The 20928-nt window shown below is 54.3% G+C and carries 15 protein-coding genes; 14 read left to right on the plus strand and 1 reads right to left on the minus strand.

What is annotated here, in order from left to right; all coding sequences use genetic code 11:
* Window positions 1-61: 61 nt before the first annotated feature.
* The 3 genes from M1D70_RS04755 to M1D70_RS04765 all read left to right on the plus strand — a co-directional run bounded on the left by M1D70_RS04755 (window position 62) and on the right by M1D70_RS04765 (window position 4384).
* Entirely contained in the window at window positions 62-1375 is a 1314-nt protein-coding gene (locus M1D70_RS04755) for an ABC transporter permease subunit (RefSeq protein ID WP_456289263.1), read from the plus strand.
* Window positions 1375-2217 carry a sugar ABC transporter permease gene (locus tag M1D70_RS04760; protein ID WP_009592355.1) on the plus strand — a complete coding sequence of 281 codons (843 nt, stop codon included), beginning with the start codon at window positions 1375-1377 and terminating at the stop codon, window positions 2215-2217. Before M1D70_RS04755 ends, M1D70_RS04760 begins: the two co-directional genes overlap by 1 nt.
* A gap of 130 nt (window positions 2218-2347) precedes the next feature.
* Entirely contained in the window at window positions 2348-4384 is a 2037-nt protein-coding gene (locus M1D70_RS04765) for a methyl-accepting chemotaxis protein (RefSeq protein WP_456289264.1), read from the plus strand.
* Window positions 4385-4930: 546 nt separating this feature from the next.
* Here M1D70_RS04765 and M1D70_RS04770 read toward each other — a convergent pair.
* On the minus strand, window positions 4931-7072 hold the full coding sequence (locus tag M1D70_RS04770) for an alpha-amylase family glycosyl hydrolase (RefSeq protein ID WP_009592348.1): 2142 nt from the start codon (window positions 7070-7072) through the stop codon (window positions 4931-4933).
* Between the two features lie 437 nt (window positions 7073-7509).
* Between M1D70_RS04770 and M1D70_RS04775 the strand changes: the two genes are divergently transcribed.
* The 11 genes from M1D70_RS04775 to M1D70_RS04825 all read left to right on the plus strand — a co-directional run bounded on the left by M1D70_RS04775 (window position 7510) and on the right by M1D70_RS04825 (window position 20928).
* Window positions 7510-8655 carry a serine hydrolase domain-containing protein gene (locus M1D70_RS04775; protein ID WP_456289265.1) on the plus strand — a complete coding sequence of 382 codons (1146 nt, stop codon included), beginning with the start codon at window positions 7510-7512 and terminating at the stop codon, window positions 8653-8655.
* 7 nt (window positions 8656-8662) lie between these two features.
* The gene (locus tag M1D70_RS04780) at window positions 8663-8797 is read left to right on the plus strand and encodes a hypothetical protein (RefSeq protein WP_456289266.1); all 135 of its coding nucleotides are present in this window, start codon (window positions 8663-8665) and stop codon (window positions 8795-8797) included.
* 209 nt (window positions 8798-9006) lie between these two features.
* Complete coding sequence (locus tag M1D70_RS04785; RefSeq protein ID WP_456289267.1) at window positions 9007-9963, plus strand: GNAT family N-acetyltransferase; 957 nt, start codon at window positions 9007-9009, stop codon at window positions 9961-9963.
* A gap of 39 nt (window positions 9964-10002) precedes the next feature.
* The gene (locus tag M1D70_RS04790; RefSeq protein ID WP_009592358.1) at window positions 10003-10710 is read left to right on the plus strand and encodes a PIG-L deacetylase family protein; all 708 of its coding nucleotides are present in this window, start codon (window positions 10003-10005) and stop codon (window positions 10708-10710) included.
* 522 nt (window positions 10711-11232) lie between these two features.
* On the plus strand, window positions 11233-11847 hold the full coding sequence (locus tag M1D70_RS04795; protein ID WP_456289268.1) for an alpha/beta hydrolase: 615 nt from the start codon (window positions 11233-11235) through the stop codon (window positions 11845-11847).
* A gap of 140 nt (window positions 11848-11987) precedes the next feature.
* Complete coding sequence (locus M1D70_RS04800) at window positions 11988-12935, plus strand: ABC transporter permease subunit (protein ID WP_433938475.1); 948 nt, start codon at window positions 11988-11990, stop codon at window positions 12933-12935.
* 15 nt (window positions 12936-12950) lie between these two features.
* Entirely contained in the window at window positions 12951-13790 is an 840-nt protein-coding gene (locus M1D70_RS04805) for a carbohydrate ABC transporter permease (protein WP_009592302.1), read from the plus strand.
* 150 nt (window positions 13791-13940) lie between these two features.
* On the plus strand, window positions 13941-15311 hold the full coding sequence (locus tag M1D70_RS04810; RefSeq protein WP_456289269.1) for an ABC transporter substrate-binding protein: 1371 nt from the start codon (window positions 13941-13943) through the stop codon (window positions 15309-15311).
* Between the two features lie 97 nt (window positions 15312-15408).
* Complete coding sequence (locus tag M1D70_RS04815) at window positions 15409-17220, plus strand: cache domain-containing sensor histidine kinase (protein ID WP_456289270.1); 1812 nt, start codon at window positions 15409-15411, stop codon at window positions 17218-17220.
* Window positions 17213-18835 (plus strand): response regulator transcription factor, encoded by a 1623-nt coding sequence (locus tag M1D70_RS04820; protein ID WP_456289271.1) that lies wholly within the window; start codon window positions 17213-17215, stop codon window positions 18833-18835. Before M1D70_RS04815 ends, M1D70_RS04820 begins: the two co-directional genes overlap by 8 nt.
* 62 nt (window positions 18836-18897) lie before the next feature.
* Entirely contained in the window at window positions 18898-20928 is a 2031-nt protein-coding gene (locus M1D70_RS04825) for a hypothetical protein (protein WP_456289272.1), read from the plus strand.

Genomic DNA, 20928 nt, shown 5'->3' on the forward strand with positions numbered 1-20928 from the left:
TCACCCGCCGAACAACCGGCGGGTGATTCCTCGATTATACGGAGAGGAGAATGGAGGGAGCATGCGTCAACATCGTATCACAGCGGCCGTATTATCAGCCATCTGCATGGGTCTGGGTCAGCTTTACAATCGGCAATGGATCAAAGGCGTTATTTTACTTATCGTAGGCGTATTCAGTCTGTATTACTTCATTAACAACCTGGGTGATGCCATCTGGGGAATGGTAACATTGGGAGAACAGGGGAGCCATTTAGAAAAAGTCAACGGCTTGACCCAAATGGTAGCGGGTGACCATTCCATCAATCTCCTGATTGAAGGACTTATCACCTTAATTATGTTTGCGCTCTTTCTTATTGGCTACTATGCCAATATCAAAAACGCATATAACGCTGGAAAACTAAGGGAAAAGGGTTTAACGCCCAACAATTTCAGACAGACCCTTTACTATATTTTCGAATGGAAATTTGCGCAATCTTTCCTGACACTGCCGGCAATCGGTATTTTGTTTTTCACGGTCATGCCGATCATCTTCATGGTCCTGCTGGCGTTTACGAACTATTCCGCTCCAAACAATCTGCCGCCTGCTAGCCTGGTGGATTGGGTTGGCTTCAAAACCTTTACCAATCTCGTTGCACTGAAATCGTGGAGCCACACCTTTTTCGGGGTTCTGACCTGGACGATCATCTGGGCGGTGCTCGCAACGGTTACCACGTATTTCGGCGGCGTGCTCGTGGCACTGCTTATTCAACAAAAAGGAATTCGATTCAAAGGCGTATGGCGCGTCATCCTGATCATTCCATATGCGATCCCGCAGCTGATCTCGCTGCTTGTCATGCGTAATATGTTTAACGGGCAATTCGGCCCGATCAACCAGTATTTAAGGTACTTCGGTTTGGAAGGACTGCCTTGGCTGACCGATCCGGTCTGGGCTAAAGTGACCGTTATCGTTGTTAATATGTGGGTCGGTATCCCTGTATCCATGCTCCTCGTGATGAGCGTTCTGACCACGATTCCGAAGGATCTCTATGAAGCTGCGGACGTGGATGGAGCGACCGGCTTCCAGAAGTTCAAGATCATTACCCTGCCGATGATTTTGTTCTCGACGGCACCGGTGCTGATTACGCAATTTGCCGGTAACATCAACAACTTTAACTTGATTTTCCTCCTGACGAACGGTAACCCGGTGGTGGGCGACTATCAATACGCGGGAGCGACGGACCTGCTCGTCACCTGGCTCTATAAACTGACGCTGGATCAGCAGCGTTACAGCATGGCATCGGCCATCGGTATTATCATCTTCATGATTATTGCGACCTTCTCGATTTACAATTATCGTCGTACCAGATCATTCAAAGAGGAGGATATGATCCAATAATGGGAATTAAAATGAGAAACGCGATCCGCCTGACGGCAAGCTACATCACGCTTGTCATCATCGCGATCGGCTGTATTTACCCGGCGCTCTGGATTGTTCTGGCCTCTTTCCGTCCCGGAAAGTCGTTGTACAGCAAATCCTTGATTCCAGAATCCTTCACGCTCAGTCATTATAAAGAGCTGTTTACGTCCCAAAGCTTCCTGTTTGGCACATGGTACATGAACACGTTGAAAATCGCGGTGTTCTCCATGATTATCGGGACCATTCTTGTCCTGCTTACTAGTTATGCGGTATCCCGCTTCCGGTTCAAGGGCCGTCAGAATGCGCTATCGGTCATTCTCGTGCTGGGGATGTTCCCGGGCTTCATGAGCATGATCGCCCTGTATATCCTGTTGAACTCCCTGGACCTGCTGAATACGCATGCCGCGATGATCATCGTGTATGCGGCCGGGGCACCGCTTGGCGGAACCCTCATCATGAAGGGCTTCCTGGATACGATACCGCGAAGCTTGGATGAAGCGGCGAAGATTGACGGAGCCACCAACTTCCAGATCTTCCGCAAAATCATTCTGCCGTTGTCGAAGCCGATGATTACGTATATGGGCTTGACGCTGTTCGTCGGCCCATGGGTAGACTTTATCTTTGCCCGGCTCGTGCTCCGGACCAAGGAAAACTGGACGCTTGCCGTCGGCCTGTGGGATCTCGTCAACTCTACCCAGGATAGCAACTTTACTTTGTTCGCGGCGGCATCGGTGCTGATCGCACTGCCGATCACCCTGCTGTTTGTGTTCCTGCAGCGTTTGCTGGTCGATGGCATGACGGCTGGCGCAAGCAAAGGGTAAGCCCAAAAACGGATAGCCCAACTTACGATATCATAAGACACATAGATAGAGAGAACAGCGAAGAGACACAGCCGGTAATTGCCTTGCTGTGTCTTTTTGCATGTATTCATGCAATCAGGGGGTACATAACATGAACATGACAAAGCGTTTTCAATTCAAGGCGGTCGGCATGAAGCTGTTTGTTATCTTTTTTACAACGATCGTGCTGTTATCTTCGGCGCTGGGGTTATTGTCGTATTCCATCTCCAAGGACACGGTAATGGATCAGGTATCCGAAGCGACCTCGGGGCAGATGATGCAGGCGGCGGACAAGCTGGATTTTCTGTTAGGCCAGTATGAAGCCGCCTCTCGCCAGTGGGCGCTGGACACGGTGCTTCGCGAAGATCTGGTGACGGTCAGCACGGCGGATATCGGCATTCGGGACAAAACGCAGGCCGAGAACCGGATCCGTGAGAAGCTGAACGGGATGGCATCTTCGGATAAACGTCTGCAGGGCATGCGTCTGGTCGCGCCCAATCTTCAGGCTCAAAGCTCCTATAACTCCACGGGCTATTCGGGAATGTCTTCTTCGGACGGGGTGAAGGCGAAGATCGACCGGATTATTCAGGCCGATGGCGAACCGGTATGGTTCCCGACAGAGATCAAGGGTTTTATGGAGAATGAGAGTACCGCCACCATGACGATGGGGAGATTGCTGAAAAACCTGAAAAATCCGAATGCGCAGTACGTCCTGCTGATGGATGTCAAGGATGAGGCGGTCGGGGAGGTTCTGGCGAATCTAAAAATAGGGAATAACGGACAGATGCGGATCGTGGCCGAAGATAACCGGATCGTGCACGACATGGACCCGGCCCAGCTGATGCAGCCTTCCGCCATTACGGTTCCTTCAGATGCCGAGGAAGGGGGGATCTACTATACCGCCGACGAGCAGATGGTGGTATATACGCCTCTAAAGACCGCGCCATGGCATATGGTCGGCTTTGCTCCCGTTAGCGATTTCGTGCAGGCCACTGACAAATTGCTTGCCGTGACGCTTGCGGTCATTGTGGCAGCGGTTCTGGTTGCTGTTCTGATCGGCTACTATATGATGCGTACCGTCGGCCGACCGCTGAACCAGATGTGCAGCCTGATGGAAGAGGGAGAGCAGGGGAACTTAAGGGTGCGGACGGAATTCCGCCGTGCCGATGAGATTGGCCGTCTGGGTCAGAGCTTCAACCGGATGATGGGGCAAATCTCGGCTTTGGTCGATCAGACGAATGCGTCGGCGAAGGAAGTGCTGGTTACGGCCGAGGAATTGGCCGAAGCCTCAAGAGGAACCTCGCTTACGGCCGGCGAAATCGCGGCCGCCATGGAACAGATTGCACAGGGAAGCGGAAGCCTGGCCATGGAGGCCGAACGCGAGAACCAGCTGGCCGAGAACATCGGCGTGCGGATGAGCAAGGTGTCCGATACGAATCAGGTGATCGCGGCCGCGGCGGATCGCGTGCTCCGGGTAACGGGAGAAGGCGCACAGCATATGGACAGCCTGGTGGAGAAATCGACGCGGATTAATCAGGTAAACCGGGCGATCGTCCAGAACGCGGAGAAGCTGAAGGATAATACCGCATCGATTCACAAAATATTGGAGCTGATGTCGGAGATTACGCATCAGACCAACGTGCTGTCCATTAACGCGACGATTGAAGCGGCCCGCGCCGGGGCGGCAGGCAGCGGCTTCATGGTGGTTGCCAATGAAGTGCGGAGCCTCGCGGATCGTTCCAAGGAGTCGATCCAGACCGTAGGCGCCATGATTCTGGACATTCGGCGCGAGGTGCAGGGCTCCGTGGATGCTTTGACGTCGGCATCGCCGCTCTTTGACGAGCAGCTGCATTCGGTGCAGGAAGCACAGGGTGTCTTTGATAACGTGCGTCACGAGATGGATGCGCTCTTAACCGAGATCAGCGAGTCTACGCATGCGGTGGAGGTTCTGATCGATTCCCAGCTGGCGCTGACCGACTCCATCTCGGAGGCGAGCTCGATTGTCCAGGAAACCAGCGCCGCCACGGAGGAGGTCGCTTCGATGTCGTCCGAGCAGTTCAAGGTGAGCGAGAAGCTGGTCGGCTTGTCGTCGCGATTGGAGGAGCTGTCGGAGGGCTTGCGCAAATCTTTGGTGATGTTTAGGACGTAAATGGTTTTGGTAATGATGTGATGGCTATATACAGCACTCCGCATGCGGATCATGCTTCCGATCCCTGTTACCCCCGGATTTCTATTGGAATGATATTTATGGCTGAAATCCGGGGATAAAGCGGACCACTTCGTTTCTCCACCATGATTCCGCCTGCTCCGTTGAAGCTTGCGGGGAATCGATTCGTCCTCTCCGCTGCGTCGTGCTTTGCATACAACCATTTACGCTAAGGTGTGGGGGGGAGAAAAAGGCCGATGAAGGGGAACATCTTCATCGGCTTTTTTGCTGGTGTGCGTGGTGCTCGGATGGCTGGAAATTAGCGCGGGTCCGTTGGGTTTCCTCGTGCGCTTGGTGAGTTACTGCCTGCTGAGCACGCTCTCTCTTTGGGAATCGCTCATGCAGGGCTGAGGGAATGTTGAGGTGCTTCGCGTAACGGGCTATTGCTACTGGAATTATGACTGCATGAACAAAACCAGCTCCGGGATCATATCCGGAGCTGGTTTTATTTAGGTGCCGTTCTTCGGCAAAAGCTAGTCGTTCTTGAACTTACGGCTGCCAGTTCACGTTAATGGTGGCCGTGCCGCTCGTTGGTGCGGTGAAGGTATGGTTCGAGCCGCCTTCCCATGTTACCGTCGAGCCCTGTTTTTTCAGGAATTTGAATTCGATCGTTTTGCCGGCGGGCACGCTGACGTCATAGTACCAGGTTGGGTATTGGTAGATGACCTGGTTGTACAACGGACCGATGGCTTTGGCCGGGTCCCAGTTGCCAAGCTCGCTTACGCTGCCTGCCAGATACACGTTCTGGCCGAGCGCGGTGGTGGCGTTGTTCACCACAAAGCGCACGCTGACCTGATCCCCGCTCAGCACTTCGAAGTTGTCATGCACATTGCTTGAGGTTCCGGCACTGTTGGCGATTTTGATATTGTATACGCCTCCGGCAACGGCAGGGATTTTCACCTTGATCTGCGTGTCTTCCCAAGCCGTAATGTTAGCGCCGGTAACTGCCGTCGTGCCGAAGTATACCGTGCCTTTGGTTGCACCGAAACCGCGGCCGTCAATGGTGACGGTTGCGCCCGGTTTGGCCATCATCGGTCCTACGTGCCCGATGGTTGGCGCAGTCACGGCCGTGGTGTACTGCCACACGGCCGTACCGCCCGCTGCCAGCGTGAAGTTGGAAGCGGATCCGCCGGAGCCGACGGTCAGGCTGTTACCGTTCAGGAGGCCGCCCAGCACGTCGGTGTAGCTGCCGGCCGGCAGTGAGGTTACCAATCCCGTAATGGAGGCCGGCGTGTTCACGTTGCGGTTGACGGCGATGACGGCCACGTTGTTGCCGAACTTGCGCTCATAGATCAGCACATCGTTGTTGATCCAGCGCTCCTGCGTCGTCCCATAAGCGATGGCCGGGTTGGATTTGCGCAGAGGCGCCAGCTTTTTAATGACCTGATAAGCCGTAGTCGTGGTAGAGAAAGAAGGAATTCGAGCCCGGTTGTCGGGATCGTTCCCGCCGGACATGTATTGCTCGGTTCCATAATAGATGGCTGGCACGCCGCGGGAAGTTAACGTGAAGGCGAGCGCTTGCTCCAGCTTCCGGCGGTTGGCGCTGTTATTATGGAAACGTTCCATGTCGTGGTTATCGATGAACGTGACCTGATCCTCCACCTGCGCGTAATCGGCTGCAGAGCCCTCCAGCATGGATTTCAGTCCGTACATATTGTCGGTGTTGTCCCTGAATACCTGGCGAACCTTCTGCGCGAAGCGGAAGTCCAGCAGGCTCATGCCGGATTCGTTGGCGAACTTATGATTCTCGGCACTCACTTCGTTTACCCCGAGGAACCATTCGCCGAAGGTGAAGACCGGCTTGTAATTGTTGACGGTGGCCATGAAGCTCTTCTGCCAGCCAAACGGCATATGTTTTACCGCGTCCATTCGAATGCCGTCAATGCCCAGATCGAGCCACATTTTAATGGCATCCTTCAGGTAGGTATCCACGGTGCTGTTGTTATGGTTCAGGTCAGCAAGGTCGTACAGGTTTTTGTAAATCCCGTTCTCGGTCGTCGAGAAATCGGTGCCTCCGTTATGGTGGAACAAATTCTGCGTATCGTTTGTATATCCGCCGAGCAGGGTGCCGTTGTTGTACAGCTTACCGTTCTCCGCGAACGAAGGCTGGTCCGAGGAAGCGGGGGACGTGTGGTTCGGTGCGAAGTCGATGATGACTTTGATGTTCTTGGCATGGGCGGCAGCGATGAGATTCTGGAAATCGGCGATCGTGCCGTAAGCCGGGTTCGTTTTCTTGAAGTCTCTAGCCCAATAGCCGTGGTATGCGGTGTTGTTCACGCCGGAATAGTTGATGACGCTGTAGATGTTCTCGACCGGCTGGGAGATCCAGATGGCGGTAACGCCCATGCCGGTCAGGTAGCCGTCGTTGATTTTGTTGATGATCCCTTGCCAGTCGCCGCCGCAGTAAAGCCTCAGGTTGGTGCAGGTCCCATCAAAGGCCGGGCCGGTCGGGTTGTTGGCAGGATTGCCGTCGGAGAAACGGTCCGTAAAGATTTGATAAATGACATCCGTGCTGAAATTTTGCTTGTTGGATACCGAGGTATCCGGGGCTGCATGGGCTGGTCCGAGCAAGCTCAGCGCCAGGGACAAGCTAAGGGCAAGGGCGGTTGTCAGTTTGTAGAATTTTTTCATCGTATTCCTCCTATGTAGCAGTTATTGAATGGGGGTTGGTTCAATGAGCAAACCGAAGCTGCGGGGAATCACCTCCTGTACGAAAGATAGGGCAACAAAAAACCCCGGCATCTCCTGAAGAGAAACCGGGGTTGTTCCATACCGGGTGTGCGGTGACGGAATGCATGGCCCTTAAATTATGCGAGTGTTTGATTTCAACAATATTGTAAATGAAAGCGTATTCAGGTGTCAATATGTAATATCCAAATAAAAGGAAATTAATATTTTATGACATGAAATTAAATTTTATAATTCTTATTTATTATTGAAACAAAATTTTACAGGTCATATAATAGATTTAGCAAGCGTTTACAATTTGAAGATCAGTTCATGCGAAAATGGCGTGTTTGTTGTTCAGTTAATCCAATTCAAGGCCTTGAAGAAAGGGGGGGAGTTCAGTGGAGACTCATGTGAAGGCCGGTGCAGAGCAGCTGGGCTTGGGAGTCAAGGGAGTGAAGGCGGCGTGCGCCGCCATTGAACGCGAAATAGCCGCGGGTACGACGCCGGGTGCCGTACTGGGCGTTCTGCATGAAGGCAGGACATGGTTCTACACAACCGGTTATGCCAATCCCCAGTCGGCGCAGGGTCAGCCTGTGCCTGTTAGCGAGGACACATTATACGACTGTGCATCCTTGACCAAGGTGGCGGTCACGCTCCCGTTGATTCTGCAATTGATCGATGATGGGGTTCTGACCTTGAGCACAAAAGCGAGCGATATGCTGCCTTCATTCGGAACGGCAGGCAAAGAAGAGATCACGGTAGGCCAGCTGCTGACGCATACTTCCGGGCTCCAGGCGGATATGAACCTGCATTCCCATGGCTGGGACAGGGAGCAGATGTGGGATGCCGTTTTTTCAGCGCCGCTTGCAGCGAAGCCGAATACCGAAGTGATTTACAGCGACTTGGGGTATCTGACGCTTGGTCGCATCATAGAACGGTCGCTCAAACTGCCTTTGGACCAAGCGTTTAAGCGATGGGTGTCGGATCCGCTGGGCATGCGACATGCCACGTTAACTCCTTCGCCGGAACAGCCCAGCCGCTATGCCGCAACGGAGTATGAGGATACCATCCAGGATCATCTGTGCGGGATCGTCCATGATGAGAAGGCAAGGGCCTTAGGTGGTGTATGCGGCCATGCAGGCTTGTTTGCCACAGCAGGAGATCTGCTGCAGTATGCCCGAGTTTGGCTTTCACTGGGCGCAATTCCGACGGTTACGGCTGCGGAGACCGGAACTGACGAATCGAGGCTCCTATCTCGGGCTGCGGCGGCTACGGCCACTCGTTCCCATACGAGCCATATTCAGGGCTCGAGCCGTGGTCTGGGGTGGGTGCTGAAAGGGGATAAGATGGACGCCTCCGGAGATTGGATGAGCCCGGGCTGTTACGGACATACCGGCTTTACCGGAACCAGCCTGTGGATCGATCCCCAGTCTGATCTTGCGGTCGTATTGCTGACCAACCGCGTATATGGGGGGCGGAGCAGCAGCGTGGCTCAGCTGCGAGCACAGGTCCACAACGCTTTGAAGGGAGCCGTGGCATGGTAAGAATGGAATGCGGCATATGGTTGACGGCCATCTAAGCATGCTCCAGACCACGCACCGTTTGTACAGGGTTCAGCGCTCACAAAAGCACACAATAGCCGTCGTTCTCGATTCGGCAGCGGCAGCAATCCGAAAACCGATCTAACGACGGGATGGACGTAAGCAATGCCCCCTGATGTCGGAACATTTATGGGAGCTGCCACATAGATATTCCGTCCGTACATGAGGGATTTGTGAATGGACATGAACCGGTGGCATGCCGTTACGGGCAAACGCCGACGATCCAATGACTTACTACTAGATCCAATGACTTACTACTATAAATGACTTACGACTATAAGGAGGGATGACGCAATGACGAGTTTAACCTACAGGTCTTACCGGTCTGGGGACGAGGAACGGATTACGACTCTGTGGAATGCCTGCCTGCCGGGAGATCCCATCACCCGGCTTCGTTTTCGAAATCTGGTGCTGCTCGACCCGAACTTTGATCCGCAGGGACTGCGGATCGCGGAGCAGGAGGGCCGCATAGTGGGCGTCCTGTATGCTGTGCGCCGGAGATTGCCGATGATCGGCACCGAGCTGGACCCGGATCACGGCTGGATCACCTTCTTCTATACCGATCCATCGGTTCGAAGATTGGGGGTGGCGTCGCGGCTGCTGCAGGAAGGAGAAGATTATCTTCGTCATCATGGGCGCAGCAAAGTCTTTTTCTCCTCGTATGCCCCGAATTATATCGTTCCGGGCATTGATGGGGAGCGCTATCCGGAGGGCTTGGCATGGCTTGCGGCCAGTGGTTTTACCCGCAATTACACGGCGGTTGCGATGGATCGCTCCCTGGTTGGCTTCCATATGCCGCCGGAGGTTGCGGAGCTGAAGCGGCAGCGGGAGCATGAAGGCTTTACTTTCAAGCCGGCTAAGGACAGCGATCTGGTGGAGCTGATTGAGTTTGCGACGGACGTGTTTAACCCGGATTGGGGCCGGGCGATTCGTGAGGGGCTGCTCCAGCGATTAACAACGGATCAGATTCTGATCGCACGCGATCAAGGGAAGCTGGTGGGCTTCTGCCTGCATGGCGGATATGAGGGCGTGGCGGAACGATTCGGTCCCTTTGGCGTGGATCCGTCGATGCAAGGGAAGGGACTCGGAAAAATCCTCTTGTATGACTGCCTTGCCCTTATGCGTGCTCAAGGACTGCACGGTGCCTGGTTCCTCTGGACGGGCGAGCAGAGTCCCGCAGGCCATCTGTACCGCAAAGCCGGCTTCGACGTGACACGCCGGTTCGATATTATGAGCAAGCCGCTGCAATAGATAGCTTCGACTACATGGATATATAAAGGAGAGATTACATTGACGGAAGCAAAGCAGCATCACATTTTGGCGATTGGCGGGCATGCGGGCGATATGGATCTTACCGCAGGTGCAGTGATCGCTAAATATACGCAGGCTGGCCACAAAGCGACGTTTCTTCATCTAACGCCGGGAGAGAAGGGACACCCCCGTCTGACGCCGGAGGAGTACGCAAAGCAAAAGATTGACGAAGCTCACCAATTTGCCGATATCGTCGGCGCGGATGTGCGGTTCCTTGCCTACAAGGATGCCGAGCTTCCGCTGGACGAGGAAGTAAAGTATCAGGTCGCCGACGTCATACGGGAAGTGAAACCGGATATCATCATCACGCATTGGAAGGAGAGCATTCATAAGGATCATTCCAATACGCATTATATCGTGGAGGACGCCCGCTTCTATGCGGGCCTGAAGACGATTGAACGCGAGCTTCCGTCCCACTATGCCCAGCATTTATACTATGCGGACAATTGGGAGGACCCGTACGATTTCCATCCCGAGGTCTTCATCGACATTCCGGACGAAGCCTATGAAACCTGGGTGAGAGCCATGAACGTATACGCTTATGCGCGCGGGGAAACCTACGGCTTCCCGTTCATCGAATACTACAAGGCACTGACGATCGTGCGGGGAGCGCCGATGAACTTCAAGCGCGCGCAGGCCTTCGCTGTACCGAGAGGTGCGTTGACCAAACGGTTACAATTTTTCTAAATATATGGTTTTTTATCCAATCAACTGGAATAATCGCTAACATTCTCACAAAAAAATTGTGAGAAATACCAAAACATCCACTGACATTATACCTATCTTTTGATATAATGAGTGATGTTACGGGGGAACACGTACGGAATCATATATAGAGAATACAAACAGGAGAGGAAGTCTTCCATAGTGGAGGCTTCCTCTCTTTTCGTTTTGTTCGTCACCGGTTGTGATACACAGGCTACGGGCGACATAGCGTTTCCGATTGCAGCTCTAGCGGGGAGGCGAGGCGGAAGGGCAGCTGTTGCATTTTTCAAAATCCATGGTATGATGTATTTAAAGAATCTTAAATTAAAGATATTATAACAGGATATTAGGGCAACCTTTGATGGGGATTGCGACCTAATTTATGAAGTGGTTTTTAGGGCAGCCTTTGGTCCTATTGAGCTATTGCAGGTCATTCTAACATTAATGGTGTCAAACGGATTCGAAATTTAACCATATCACCAGTCGAAGGGAGACTACAAACATATGGAACATACGCATATTTACCGCCAGGGGACTTCCCCGGAGGCACCAACCTTACTATTGCTGCACGGTACCGGAGGGAACGAGGAGGATTTGCTGCCGCTGGCCGAGATGATCTCGCCAACGTCGAATGTGCTCGGCGTCCGCGGGAACGTGCTGGAGAACGGCATGCCGAGATTTTTCCGGCGCCTGGCCGAAGGCGTGTTTGATCTAGAGGATCTCGTGAAACGCACGCACGAGCTGGATGAATTCCTGAACTGGGCAGCCGCCGAGTACGATTTTGACCGCAGCCGCATCGTGGCCGTCGGGTATTCAAATGGCGCCAACATTGCCGCAAGCCTGCTGTTCCACGAAGGGGACGCGCTGCAGGGGGCCATTCTCCACCATCCGATGGTTCCGCTGCGGGATAAAACCTTGCCGGATTTGACCGGCGTTCCGGTCTTTATCGCTGCAGGCCGACGCGATCCGATGTGCACGCCGCAGGAGAGCGAGGATCTGAACGAGCTATTGAGCGGGGCAGGCGCGGACGTGAAGCTGCATTGGGAGAACGGGGGGCATCAGCTCAGCCGTGCAGAGGTCGGGATGGCCGCTGCCTGGTTTAAGGAGAAATTCCTGTAATACCGGGCATGCCAAGATCCATGATGCGTTCCCTGTCTAATCAAGTAAAAATGAAAGCGAATATGATCAAAATACCGTCAATGCGTTGGCGGTATTTTTTTTATACTTTACCCATCGAATAAGAATCGAGGGGGTCCGACATGGCACAAACAATGGAGACGATGAAAAAGCCTGGCGCCCAGCCGACGCGGGGGGACAAGTCCAGGGGATCCTTGCAGCGGGGAGAGAACCTATGGGGGATCGCATTCGTAAGCCCGATGCTGATCGGCGTTATCATTTTGGTGCTGTTTCCGATATTGGCTACACTCGTGCTGGGGTTTGCCGATTGGAATTTCGTGCAGGGCTGGGACGGCATCCAGTGGGTCGGGTTTCAGAATTTCCGCCAGCTGCTGGAGGATGACATGTTTATCAAGTCGGTACGCAACAACATCTTGTTTCTTCTGACGGTTCCGGTCTATATGATGATTTCGATGACGCTGGCCATCTTGATCGACCGGTTTGTCTATATGAAGGGCTATTTTAAAGTGGCTTACTTCATGCCCTACATATCCAACATCGTGGCGGTGGCCGTCGTATGGCAGGTGCTGTTCCAGCCGTCCTACGGGCCGATCAACGAAATCCTCCGGACGCTCGGGATGTCCAATCCGCCCAAGTGGATCGCGGATCCGAATTTCGCGCTGATTTCCATTATGCTGATATCGATCTGGATTTCGATCGGCTTCAATCTGATTATCTATATCGCCGGCCTGCAATCCATCCCGAAGGATCTGTACGAAGCGGCCGATATCGATGGAGCGAACGGCTGGACCAAGTTCAGGCGCATTACGCTGCCCCTGCTGTCGCCGACGTCCTTTTTCCTGCTGGTAACGGGGATCATCTCCACGTTCAAGGTCTTTGATATCATTGCCGTCATGACGCAAGGGGGACCGATCGGCTCAACGACCATGATGGTGTGGTACTTGTACGATACGGCATTCGTCAACCTGAAGGTCGGTTACGCATCGTCCATTGCCGCGGTTCTGTTCGGCTTTGTCATGCTGATTACGCTGGGGCAGTGGGCCGCTCAGAAGAAGTGGGTCAACTACTAAGAGGGAGGGCGTTATATGGGGACAAGAGTCGGCGTCGACTGGCGCAAGCTTATCGTCACGATCGCGATGTTCGCGGTGAGCATTCTGTTTCTCCTTCCTTTTATCTGGATGCTGGTGACATCCTTTAAGATGGAGCGAGACGTATTCGTATATCCGATTCAATGGATTCCGCGGGAGTGGAACGCGATTCAGAATTACAAGGAGGTATGGTTCGGCGATTATCCCTTCTATCTCTATTATTGGAACTCGATCAAGGTCAGCATACTGACCACAATCATCTCGGCCATGGTATCCGCCCTGGCAGCCTACGGCTTCTCCAAAATCCGGTTTGCCGCCGGCAATTGGCTGTTCATCATCGTGCTGGTGACCTACATGATTCCGGGCCAGGCCATCCTGATCCCGCAGTTTATTCTATACCGCAATATCGGGCTGTTCGATAACCATTTCGGGCTCATTATGCTGGGAAGCTTCAGTGTGCTCGGAACGTTCATGCTCAGGCAATTCTTCATGGGGGTGCATCAGGAATTCATCGAATCCGCCAAAATCGACGGCGCGAACCATCCGCGAATCTTCTGGTCCATTGCCCTGCCGCTGGTAAAACCCGCTGTTGCCACGTATGCGATCCTGCGGTTCATCTGGACGTGGAACGATTATCAGAATCCGCTCATCTTCCTGCGGACGGACCGGCTGTTCACGATTCCGCTGGCGATGCAGAAATTCACGTCCTTGAGCGGAGAATTCTACTCCCTGATCATGGCGGCTGCCGTGTCGGCGATATTCCCGCTGCTGATCGTTTTTATCATCGGCCAGAAGAGCGTCATCGAAGGTATTGCGCTGGGTGGGGTCAAGGGCTAAGTCTCTCGGGAATGAATGGGGTAAAAATAGTTCCAACATCAGTAAAGATTGTTTTATGGTTAAGATGTAAGCGCTCTATATAATGTGGATAGTTACAGCTAGAATCGTCACGACCTTACATACCGATATCAATGGGGAGGGTTATAGACAATGATGAACAAGAAATGGTGGTCAGGCGTTCTCACGGCCGCGATGGTGATCGGCTTGCTGTCCGGCTGCGGGGGAGCGAAAGAGGATGGGGCGCAAGGTGATTCCGCGCAAGGCGGAGGCAAGACCAATCTGAGGCTGTACACGTATGGCACGGAGGAAGCCTACAATTGGAAGAAAACGATCCAAGCCTATGAAGAGGCAACCCCGGGCGTGACCATTGAGCTGGTCCAGCTCAGCGAGAAGGGGGATACGCAGGAGGCGTTCAAGAAGCTTGACCTGGAGGCGGCATCCTCGGCCCAGATGGACATTCTGATGTTCAGCGATCCGGCGGGTTATGCGCAGCGGGTGGCGCTCGGCATGGCCGAGCAGCTGGACGACTATATCGCGAAGGACGGCTACAGCGTGGAAACCGATTATAAAGTGGATACCCGCCTCGACGGCAAGGTCTACGCGCTGCCAGGCAAGTTCAACCCTTGGTATGTGCTGCTGAACAAGGATCACCTGGAGGAAGCGGGACTTCCTGTACCGACGGACTGGACCTGGGACGAATATGCGGATTATGCCAAAAAATTGACCCAGGGCGAAGGAGCGTCGAAGCGCTACGGGACGTACTTCCATGGCCCGCAAGGGGGCGGATGGCTGGAATTTCTGAAGCTGATGATGGCCAATCAGCCTCAAGATACCGACTATTTGAAGGCCGACGGCTCTTCCAATCTGGATAACCCGACCTTCAGGCAGACGCTGGAGCTGCGCGTGCGGATGGAGAAGGAGGACCAATCCTCGGTGCCTTATACGGACATGATCTCCCAGAAGCTGAATTACCGGACGCAATTCTTCAATCAATCCGCAAGCATGATCACGATCGGCAGCTGGATGAACACGGAGATCGGCGGAACGGATAAAGTACCGCTGGACTTCAATGTCGCCGTAGCTCCATTCCCGAAAAACGAGGAAGGCGATCCGACGGGACTTACGCCGGTCACCACGGATTACGTGGCGGTGGCGGCCAAGTCCAAGCATAAGGAAGAGGCCTATAAATTCGTCCGCTGGTATACAACGGAAGGGCAAATCGTGCAGGGCAAGAACATTCCGGCCTGGCAGCAGGTGAAGACCGAGCAGGTGGAGGAGATCATCGACACCATCCTGTCGGGCACGAAGAGTCCGGATAAGGTAGACAAAAAATCGCTCGTGGACACCTTGGTTGCCTCGAAGGCCTCGGCCATCGTCCCTCCGGCGCCTTATCAGGCGGAAGTGTACGAGGCGGTGAACGAGGAATACGAGAAGCTGATACTGGGCAATCAGGATATTGACCAGACCATCGCGAATTCGCAGGAGCGAGTGAACAAAATTATAGAATCCAACAAAAAATGATCTGGTATAATAGACAAAAAATCGGGACGAAACTCTTCGTCCCTTTTTTTGAATTCGCGTACATTATTCCCGTCACGCCATACCCGAGGTGGATCCTATGCCCGCACGATTGAAGAGCCTGATCCCCAGCTCCATCAGGCATAAGCTGATTTTGGCTGCCGTTACCTGCATCGTGGTTCCCGCTATCGTCAGCCTGATTCTGTATAATTCGTTAACGAAAGAAGCCTTGAGGCAGCAGGCGGTATCCAATGCAAGCGATGCCCTTCAGCTGGTCCGCGGATCGGTGACGAATCTGCTCTTAAGCAAAATCAATATCGCCAACTATATCCAGATGAATTCCGGTTTGAATTCCTATTTCAAGCAGGTGGTCTCCGGCAACGAGGACCCGGATCCTTATCGCAGGTTCATGGAATCCAACCGGGTGCTGGAGCATCTGGACAGCTTGACGGTTGTCGGCGAGAAAAGCTATGTCACCGTCATTCTGGAGAACGGCTCCTATTACATGAATTATTCCGTAAGCGATTACAATCCGCCCGATTACAGGCTGCGCCCCTGGTTTGGCCAAATTTCGGAGCTGCAAGGCTTGGAGTCCCTATGGACGGAGCCGGAGGCCACGATGTTCCGCTCCGACCAGATTGATCATCCGACGCAATTATCGGTGGTGCGCACGCTCCGGCTGCCGGATTCCGAAATTTACGGTTACGTGATCGTGACGTTCATGGAGGATCAGATCAGCGGGATCTTCAACTCCCTTTCGGAAGGCAACGAGCTGGTGCTGCTGGATGCTGAGGGAACCATCGTTTCCGGCAGCCATCAGAGCCAGATCGGAACGACCTTTGCTTATCTCGAAAATTTGGATCAAGAGAAGCCGTATTCAATCGTGCCGATGAAGGGGGAGAAGCAGCTGATGGTACACCAGGACATCCCGTATGCCGGGTGGCGTCTGGTGCTGATGCAGCCGTACAAGGATGCGATCGTCAATATCAACTCGATTTTCAACCGGGTGTTCTGGTTTCAGATGTGCTTCTTCCTGATCTTTCTGCTGCTGCTCATTGCGCTTGTCCGCGCGTTTACCAAGCCGTTAGTCAAGCTCGGCAAAGTGGCGACCTCCGTGCAGCGCGGAAACCTGGAAGTGAGGTCGAATGTTCATGGCAATGATGAGGTTGGACGGCTGGGGCATTTATTCGACGACATGCTGGACCGGTTCAAAGCCATGATCTCGGAAATATCCGAGAATCAGGCGAGAAAACGCAAAGCGGAGCTCCGAATGCTTCAAGCCCAGATCCATCCCCATTTTCTGTTCAATGTCCTGAATTCGATCCGGATGAAGGTCATGAAACGGGGCGATCCCGAAAGCGCCAAGATGATCGGCTCCCTGTCCGTGCTGCTCCGCATGACGATCAGCCGCGAAGAGGACGAGATTGCGCTACATGAAGAAATCGACCTGATCTCGCATTACGTCGCCCTGATGAACCTTCGGCAGAAGGAGGAGGTCAGGCTGGAGCTGGATATCGCGCCGGAGGCTTTCCTCTTCAAGGTGCCGCGCTTTTTTCTGCAGCCGATCGTGGAGAATGCGTTGATCCATGGGCTCAACCAGCAGGCAGGGACGATTCGGATTGCAGCCGCCATGAAGGGCAGGCATCTCGTGCTGGCGGTGAAGGACGACGGCATCGGCATGGATGCCGCCATCCGGGAGTCGATTGCCCGGAGAATCCAGGGCGGCTCCGCCGGGTCCTCGACGCAGGAGGAGGCAAGCGGGGGCAGCTTCTCCCATATCGGTCTGCAAAATGTGATGGAACGGATGAGCATGGTGTTCGGCGAGGCTTTTCAATGTCGCGTCTACAGCGAGCCTGGCCAAGGAACGGTGATCGAGATGTTTATACCGGAAAGAGGGAAAACGGATGTATAACGTGATGCTGGTGGACGATGATTATCCGGTCATTGAGCTGTTGTCGGAGGCCATCTCGTGGAATGAGCTGGGCTTGAATCTGATGGGAAGTTATGAGAACGGGATGAGTGCTTGGGAGGATGCGAGATCTTCGCCCCCGGACATTCTGATTACGGATATCGGCATGCCCAAAATGAACGGGCTTGAGCTGTCCGCACGCATCAAAGAAGTGAAGGCCGATGTGCGGATCGCCATTCTGTCCTGCCACAACGAATTCCAATATGCCCAGCAGGCCATGCGCCTGAACGTGCAGGATTATTTGTTGAAGGATACGCTCGACCCCGAGGAGCTGGCGCAGCTGCTGAGGCGGTTTAAGCAGGCGATGGACGAGGAAGCCCAGAAGGGCTGGGAGCGGTCGCGGATGATCCATCTGGTGGACGAATCCAAGGAGCTGCGGAAGGAGCAGAGCCTCAAAAATTTCATCCATCAGCCCCTGCTGTCCCCCGAAACATGGCGGCAGGAGCTGTCGGAGTACGGAGTGCTGAAGCCTGGTTATCACTGCCTTCCCGCGGTCGGACATCTGGAGGATGTCCGGGTGATCAGGCACCGCTTCGCCTCCAACCAGACGCTGCATTTTGCCCTGGGCAACGTGCTGCGGGAGGTGCTGGACCAACTGAATCCGGATGCGGTGCATGTCCTATACGATGCAAAGTCTTCGCTGCTCCTGTTCTCGTATCGACCCGGCTTGGGCAGCAACATATACGATGAGGCCGCAGCCTGCCTGAAGGAGGTGCAGCGGACGCTTCAGCGCGTGCTGCGAATCCGCATGTCGTTCCTGATCGGCCGGGGGTGCGCGGATCCCGAAGGCCTAAAGGCAGCGCTTAATGAACTGCTGGCGTGCCAGCACCAACGATTTTATCTGGAGCCGCAAGAGATATCCAAACTGAACGGAGCTCTGGAGAAAAGAAGCCAGCATGGGGATTCCGATCTCTTCGCTTATTATGAACGGGCCAGCTCGGAGCTGCGGGAATCGCTGCTTGGAAAAGACGGCTTATGCGGGGTGCGCGACACGGTCGATCGGTGGATCTCATGGATACAGGAGAAGCGGTACGCACCGGAATCGGTCAAGGACTGGGTATTGAAGCTCCTGCTGGATCTGAAGCTGAGGCTTCACCTCCTGCACTCGCTGTCACCCGCGTATACGGCCGATGCGCTGCACAAAGAGATCATGGACATGGATTCCCTGAACGAGCTGAAATCTTGGCTTCACGATTATTTGGAATCCACCATGCAGGCTATGGACCGGGGATTCGGGGGCAGCAGACGATCGGAAGTGGCGGAGGCCTGCAAATACGTGTCCCTTCGGCTTGACCAGAGGATCACGCTGGATGACGTTGCGGGCTGCCTGCACCTGAATCCGAGCTATTTCAGCCGCATGTTCAAGAAAGAAACCGGCGTGACCTTCATCGAATACGTCACCCGCATGAAGATGGAGCGCGCCAAGGAGCTGCTGCGGCAGACGGACCGCACGGTCGGGGAAATCTGCGAAAGTCTGGCTTACGACAATGTGAGTTATTTCAGCAAGACATTCAAGGCGTATGCGGGGGTAACCCCCGTAGAGTTCCGGAATGGTTGAAAGGGCGCCTAAAGGGCGTCACTAACAGACGTTGAAACGGAAAGGAGGGGGGGCTTAGTCCGATGAACAGGATACAGGAGCTGACAACGATCGTGAACGGGATGGCTCCCGCCGATCTGCGGATGTATTACCAAGGCGGGGACCAGAGTTCCTTCTGGGAAGGCATTCAGCGAAGCGGGGATTACAAGCAGGACATATCCGAGATTCGCGAGGAAGGGGAGAGGCTGCTGTCTGCCCCGAACCCGCCGCTGACGTATGACTTATTCACCCGGTTTGCCCGGCAGGGAACGAGGCTGGATTATGAGAAGGCGTATTTCGAGCGAAGGCGCCGGCTGAATACCTTTGCCCTGCTGACCCTTCTTGAGCCGGATAAAGAAGCTTACCGGACGGCTCTCCAGGAGATGATCTGGTCCATCTGCGATGAGTATACCTGGTGTTTGCCGGCGCATGTGAACGTCGAATCGCCGGGCGGCATCAAAGGGACGATTGATCTGTTCAGCGCCGAGACCGGATTTACCCTCAGCGAAATCCGCGTGCTGCTGCGGGACCATCTGCCTTCGCTGCTAATCTCGAGAATCGGGGAGGAGGTTGAAGCGCGGTTGTTCATTCCTTTCCTAAGTCACGAGCACGGCTGGGAGACCGCCACGCATAATTGGTCTGCGGTCTGTGCCGGTTCCATCGGCTCCGCCGCGCTGCTGCTTAAAGAAAGCGGGGAATCGCTTGCGAAGGTTCTGCTGAAGACGGAGCGGTGCATGGACTATTATCTGCAGGGCTTTGGCCCCGATGGAGCCTGTCTGGAAGGGCTGGGATATTGGAATTACGGGTTCGGGTATTTCGTATACTATGCCGATTTGCTGCGCAAGCGCACCCGAGGCGAGATGGACTGGTTCCGTGCGGAGAAGGTCGGCCGCATCGCCTTGTTTCAGCAAAAGGGCTTTTTGGGAGGAAAGGCCGTCGTCAACTTCTCCGATTCGCAGCCGGAAAGCACGGTACATATCGGCTTGTCTCATTATCTGGCCGGATTGTACGGGGACTTCGAGTCTCCGCCGCAGTCTCTCCGATCGGGTTACCGCGACGACCATTGCAGCCGCTGGGCTCCGGCTTTGCGCAACCTGATCTGGCGGGATCCTTTGATAGCGGGAAGCGATTGGGGGGAGGCAAGTTATTATTTGCCCGATGCCCAGTGGCTGATCTCCCGCAGCTTCCATGGAGGCGAAGTGTACGCGTTTGCCGCCAAGGGCGGCAGCAACGGCGAGCCGCACAACCATAATGATCTTGGGCATTTTATCCTGTACGGCGCCGGGGAAGTTTGGTGCTCGGACCTCGGCTGCGGCGAGTACACGGCGGAGTATTTCGGCGAAGGCCGGTATGGTTATGATTGCAACGGCTCCCAAGGCCACTCCGTGCCGATCATCGACGGCCATTACCAGCAAGAGGGCCCGGATAGCGCCGCGGTTGTATTGGAAGCGGTGACGGGTGAAGCCGTGGATCGGCTTGCGCTTGAGCTGACCTCGGCCTACCGCGTTCCTGCGCTTCAGTCATTCACGAGAACGCTGGAGTGGAACAAGCAGGGGAATCGGCCGGAACTGACGCTGAGCGACCGGTTTACGTTCGTTTCGCCCCCAGAGAGTCTGGTGGAGCGGATCGTCACCAGGATACAGCCCGAGCTTGTGCTGATGGATGGGCGGGAGGTCGTTAGGTTGCGGGCACCGGGTTTTTACGAGCAAGCAGAGGCAGAAGGTCCAGAAGTCGTTCAAGCCTTAGAGAAGAAGGGGGAGCCGATTGCGGCTGAAGAAAGAACCGGGGAGCAGCCGGCTCAGGGCCAAGGTGGAAACCGGGAGGGACCGGCTCAACACCGAGGAGGTAATCGGGAGAAGTCTAAGGTACAGGACACTATCTCGGGTCCTGCTTTTTCCATATACGACAGGCCCGGCCTGCTGATCCACTATGACAGCAAGCTGGTGGAGCCTGAGCTGACAAGTCATGTCTTCCGTGACCACTTCGGCAACGAAGCGGCTTGGTATGCCGTGGATTTTAACGTGAAGGCCCCCGGCTTGCATGCGAATATCGATTTCAAATTTCAATTCATATGA

It is taken from the genome of Paenibacillus sp. AK002 (genome assembly GCF_053903045.1).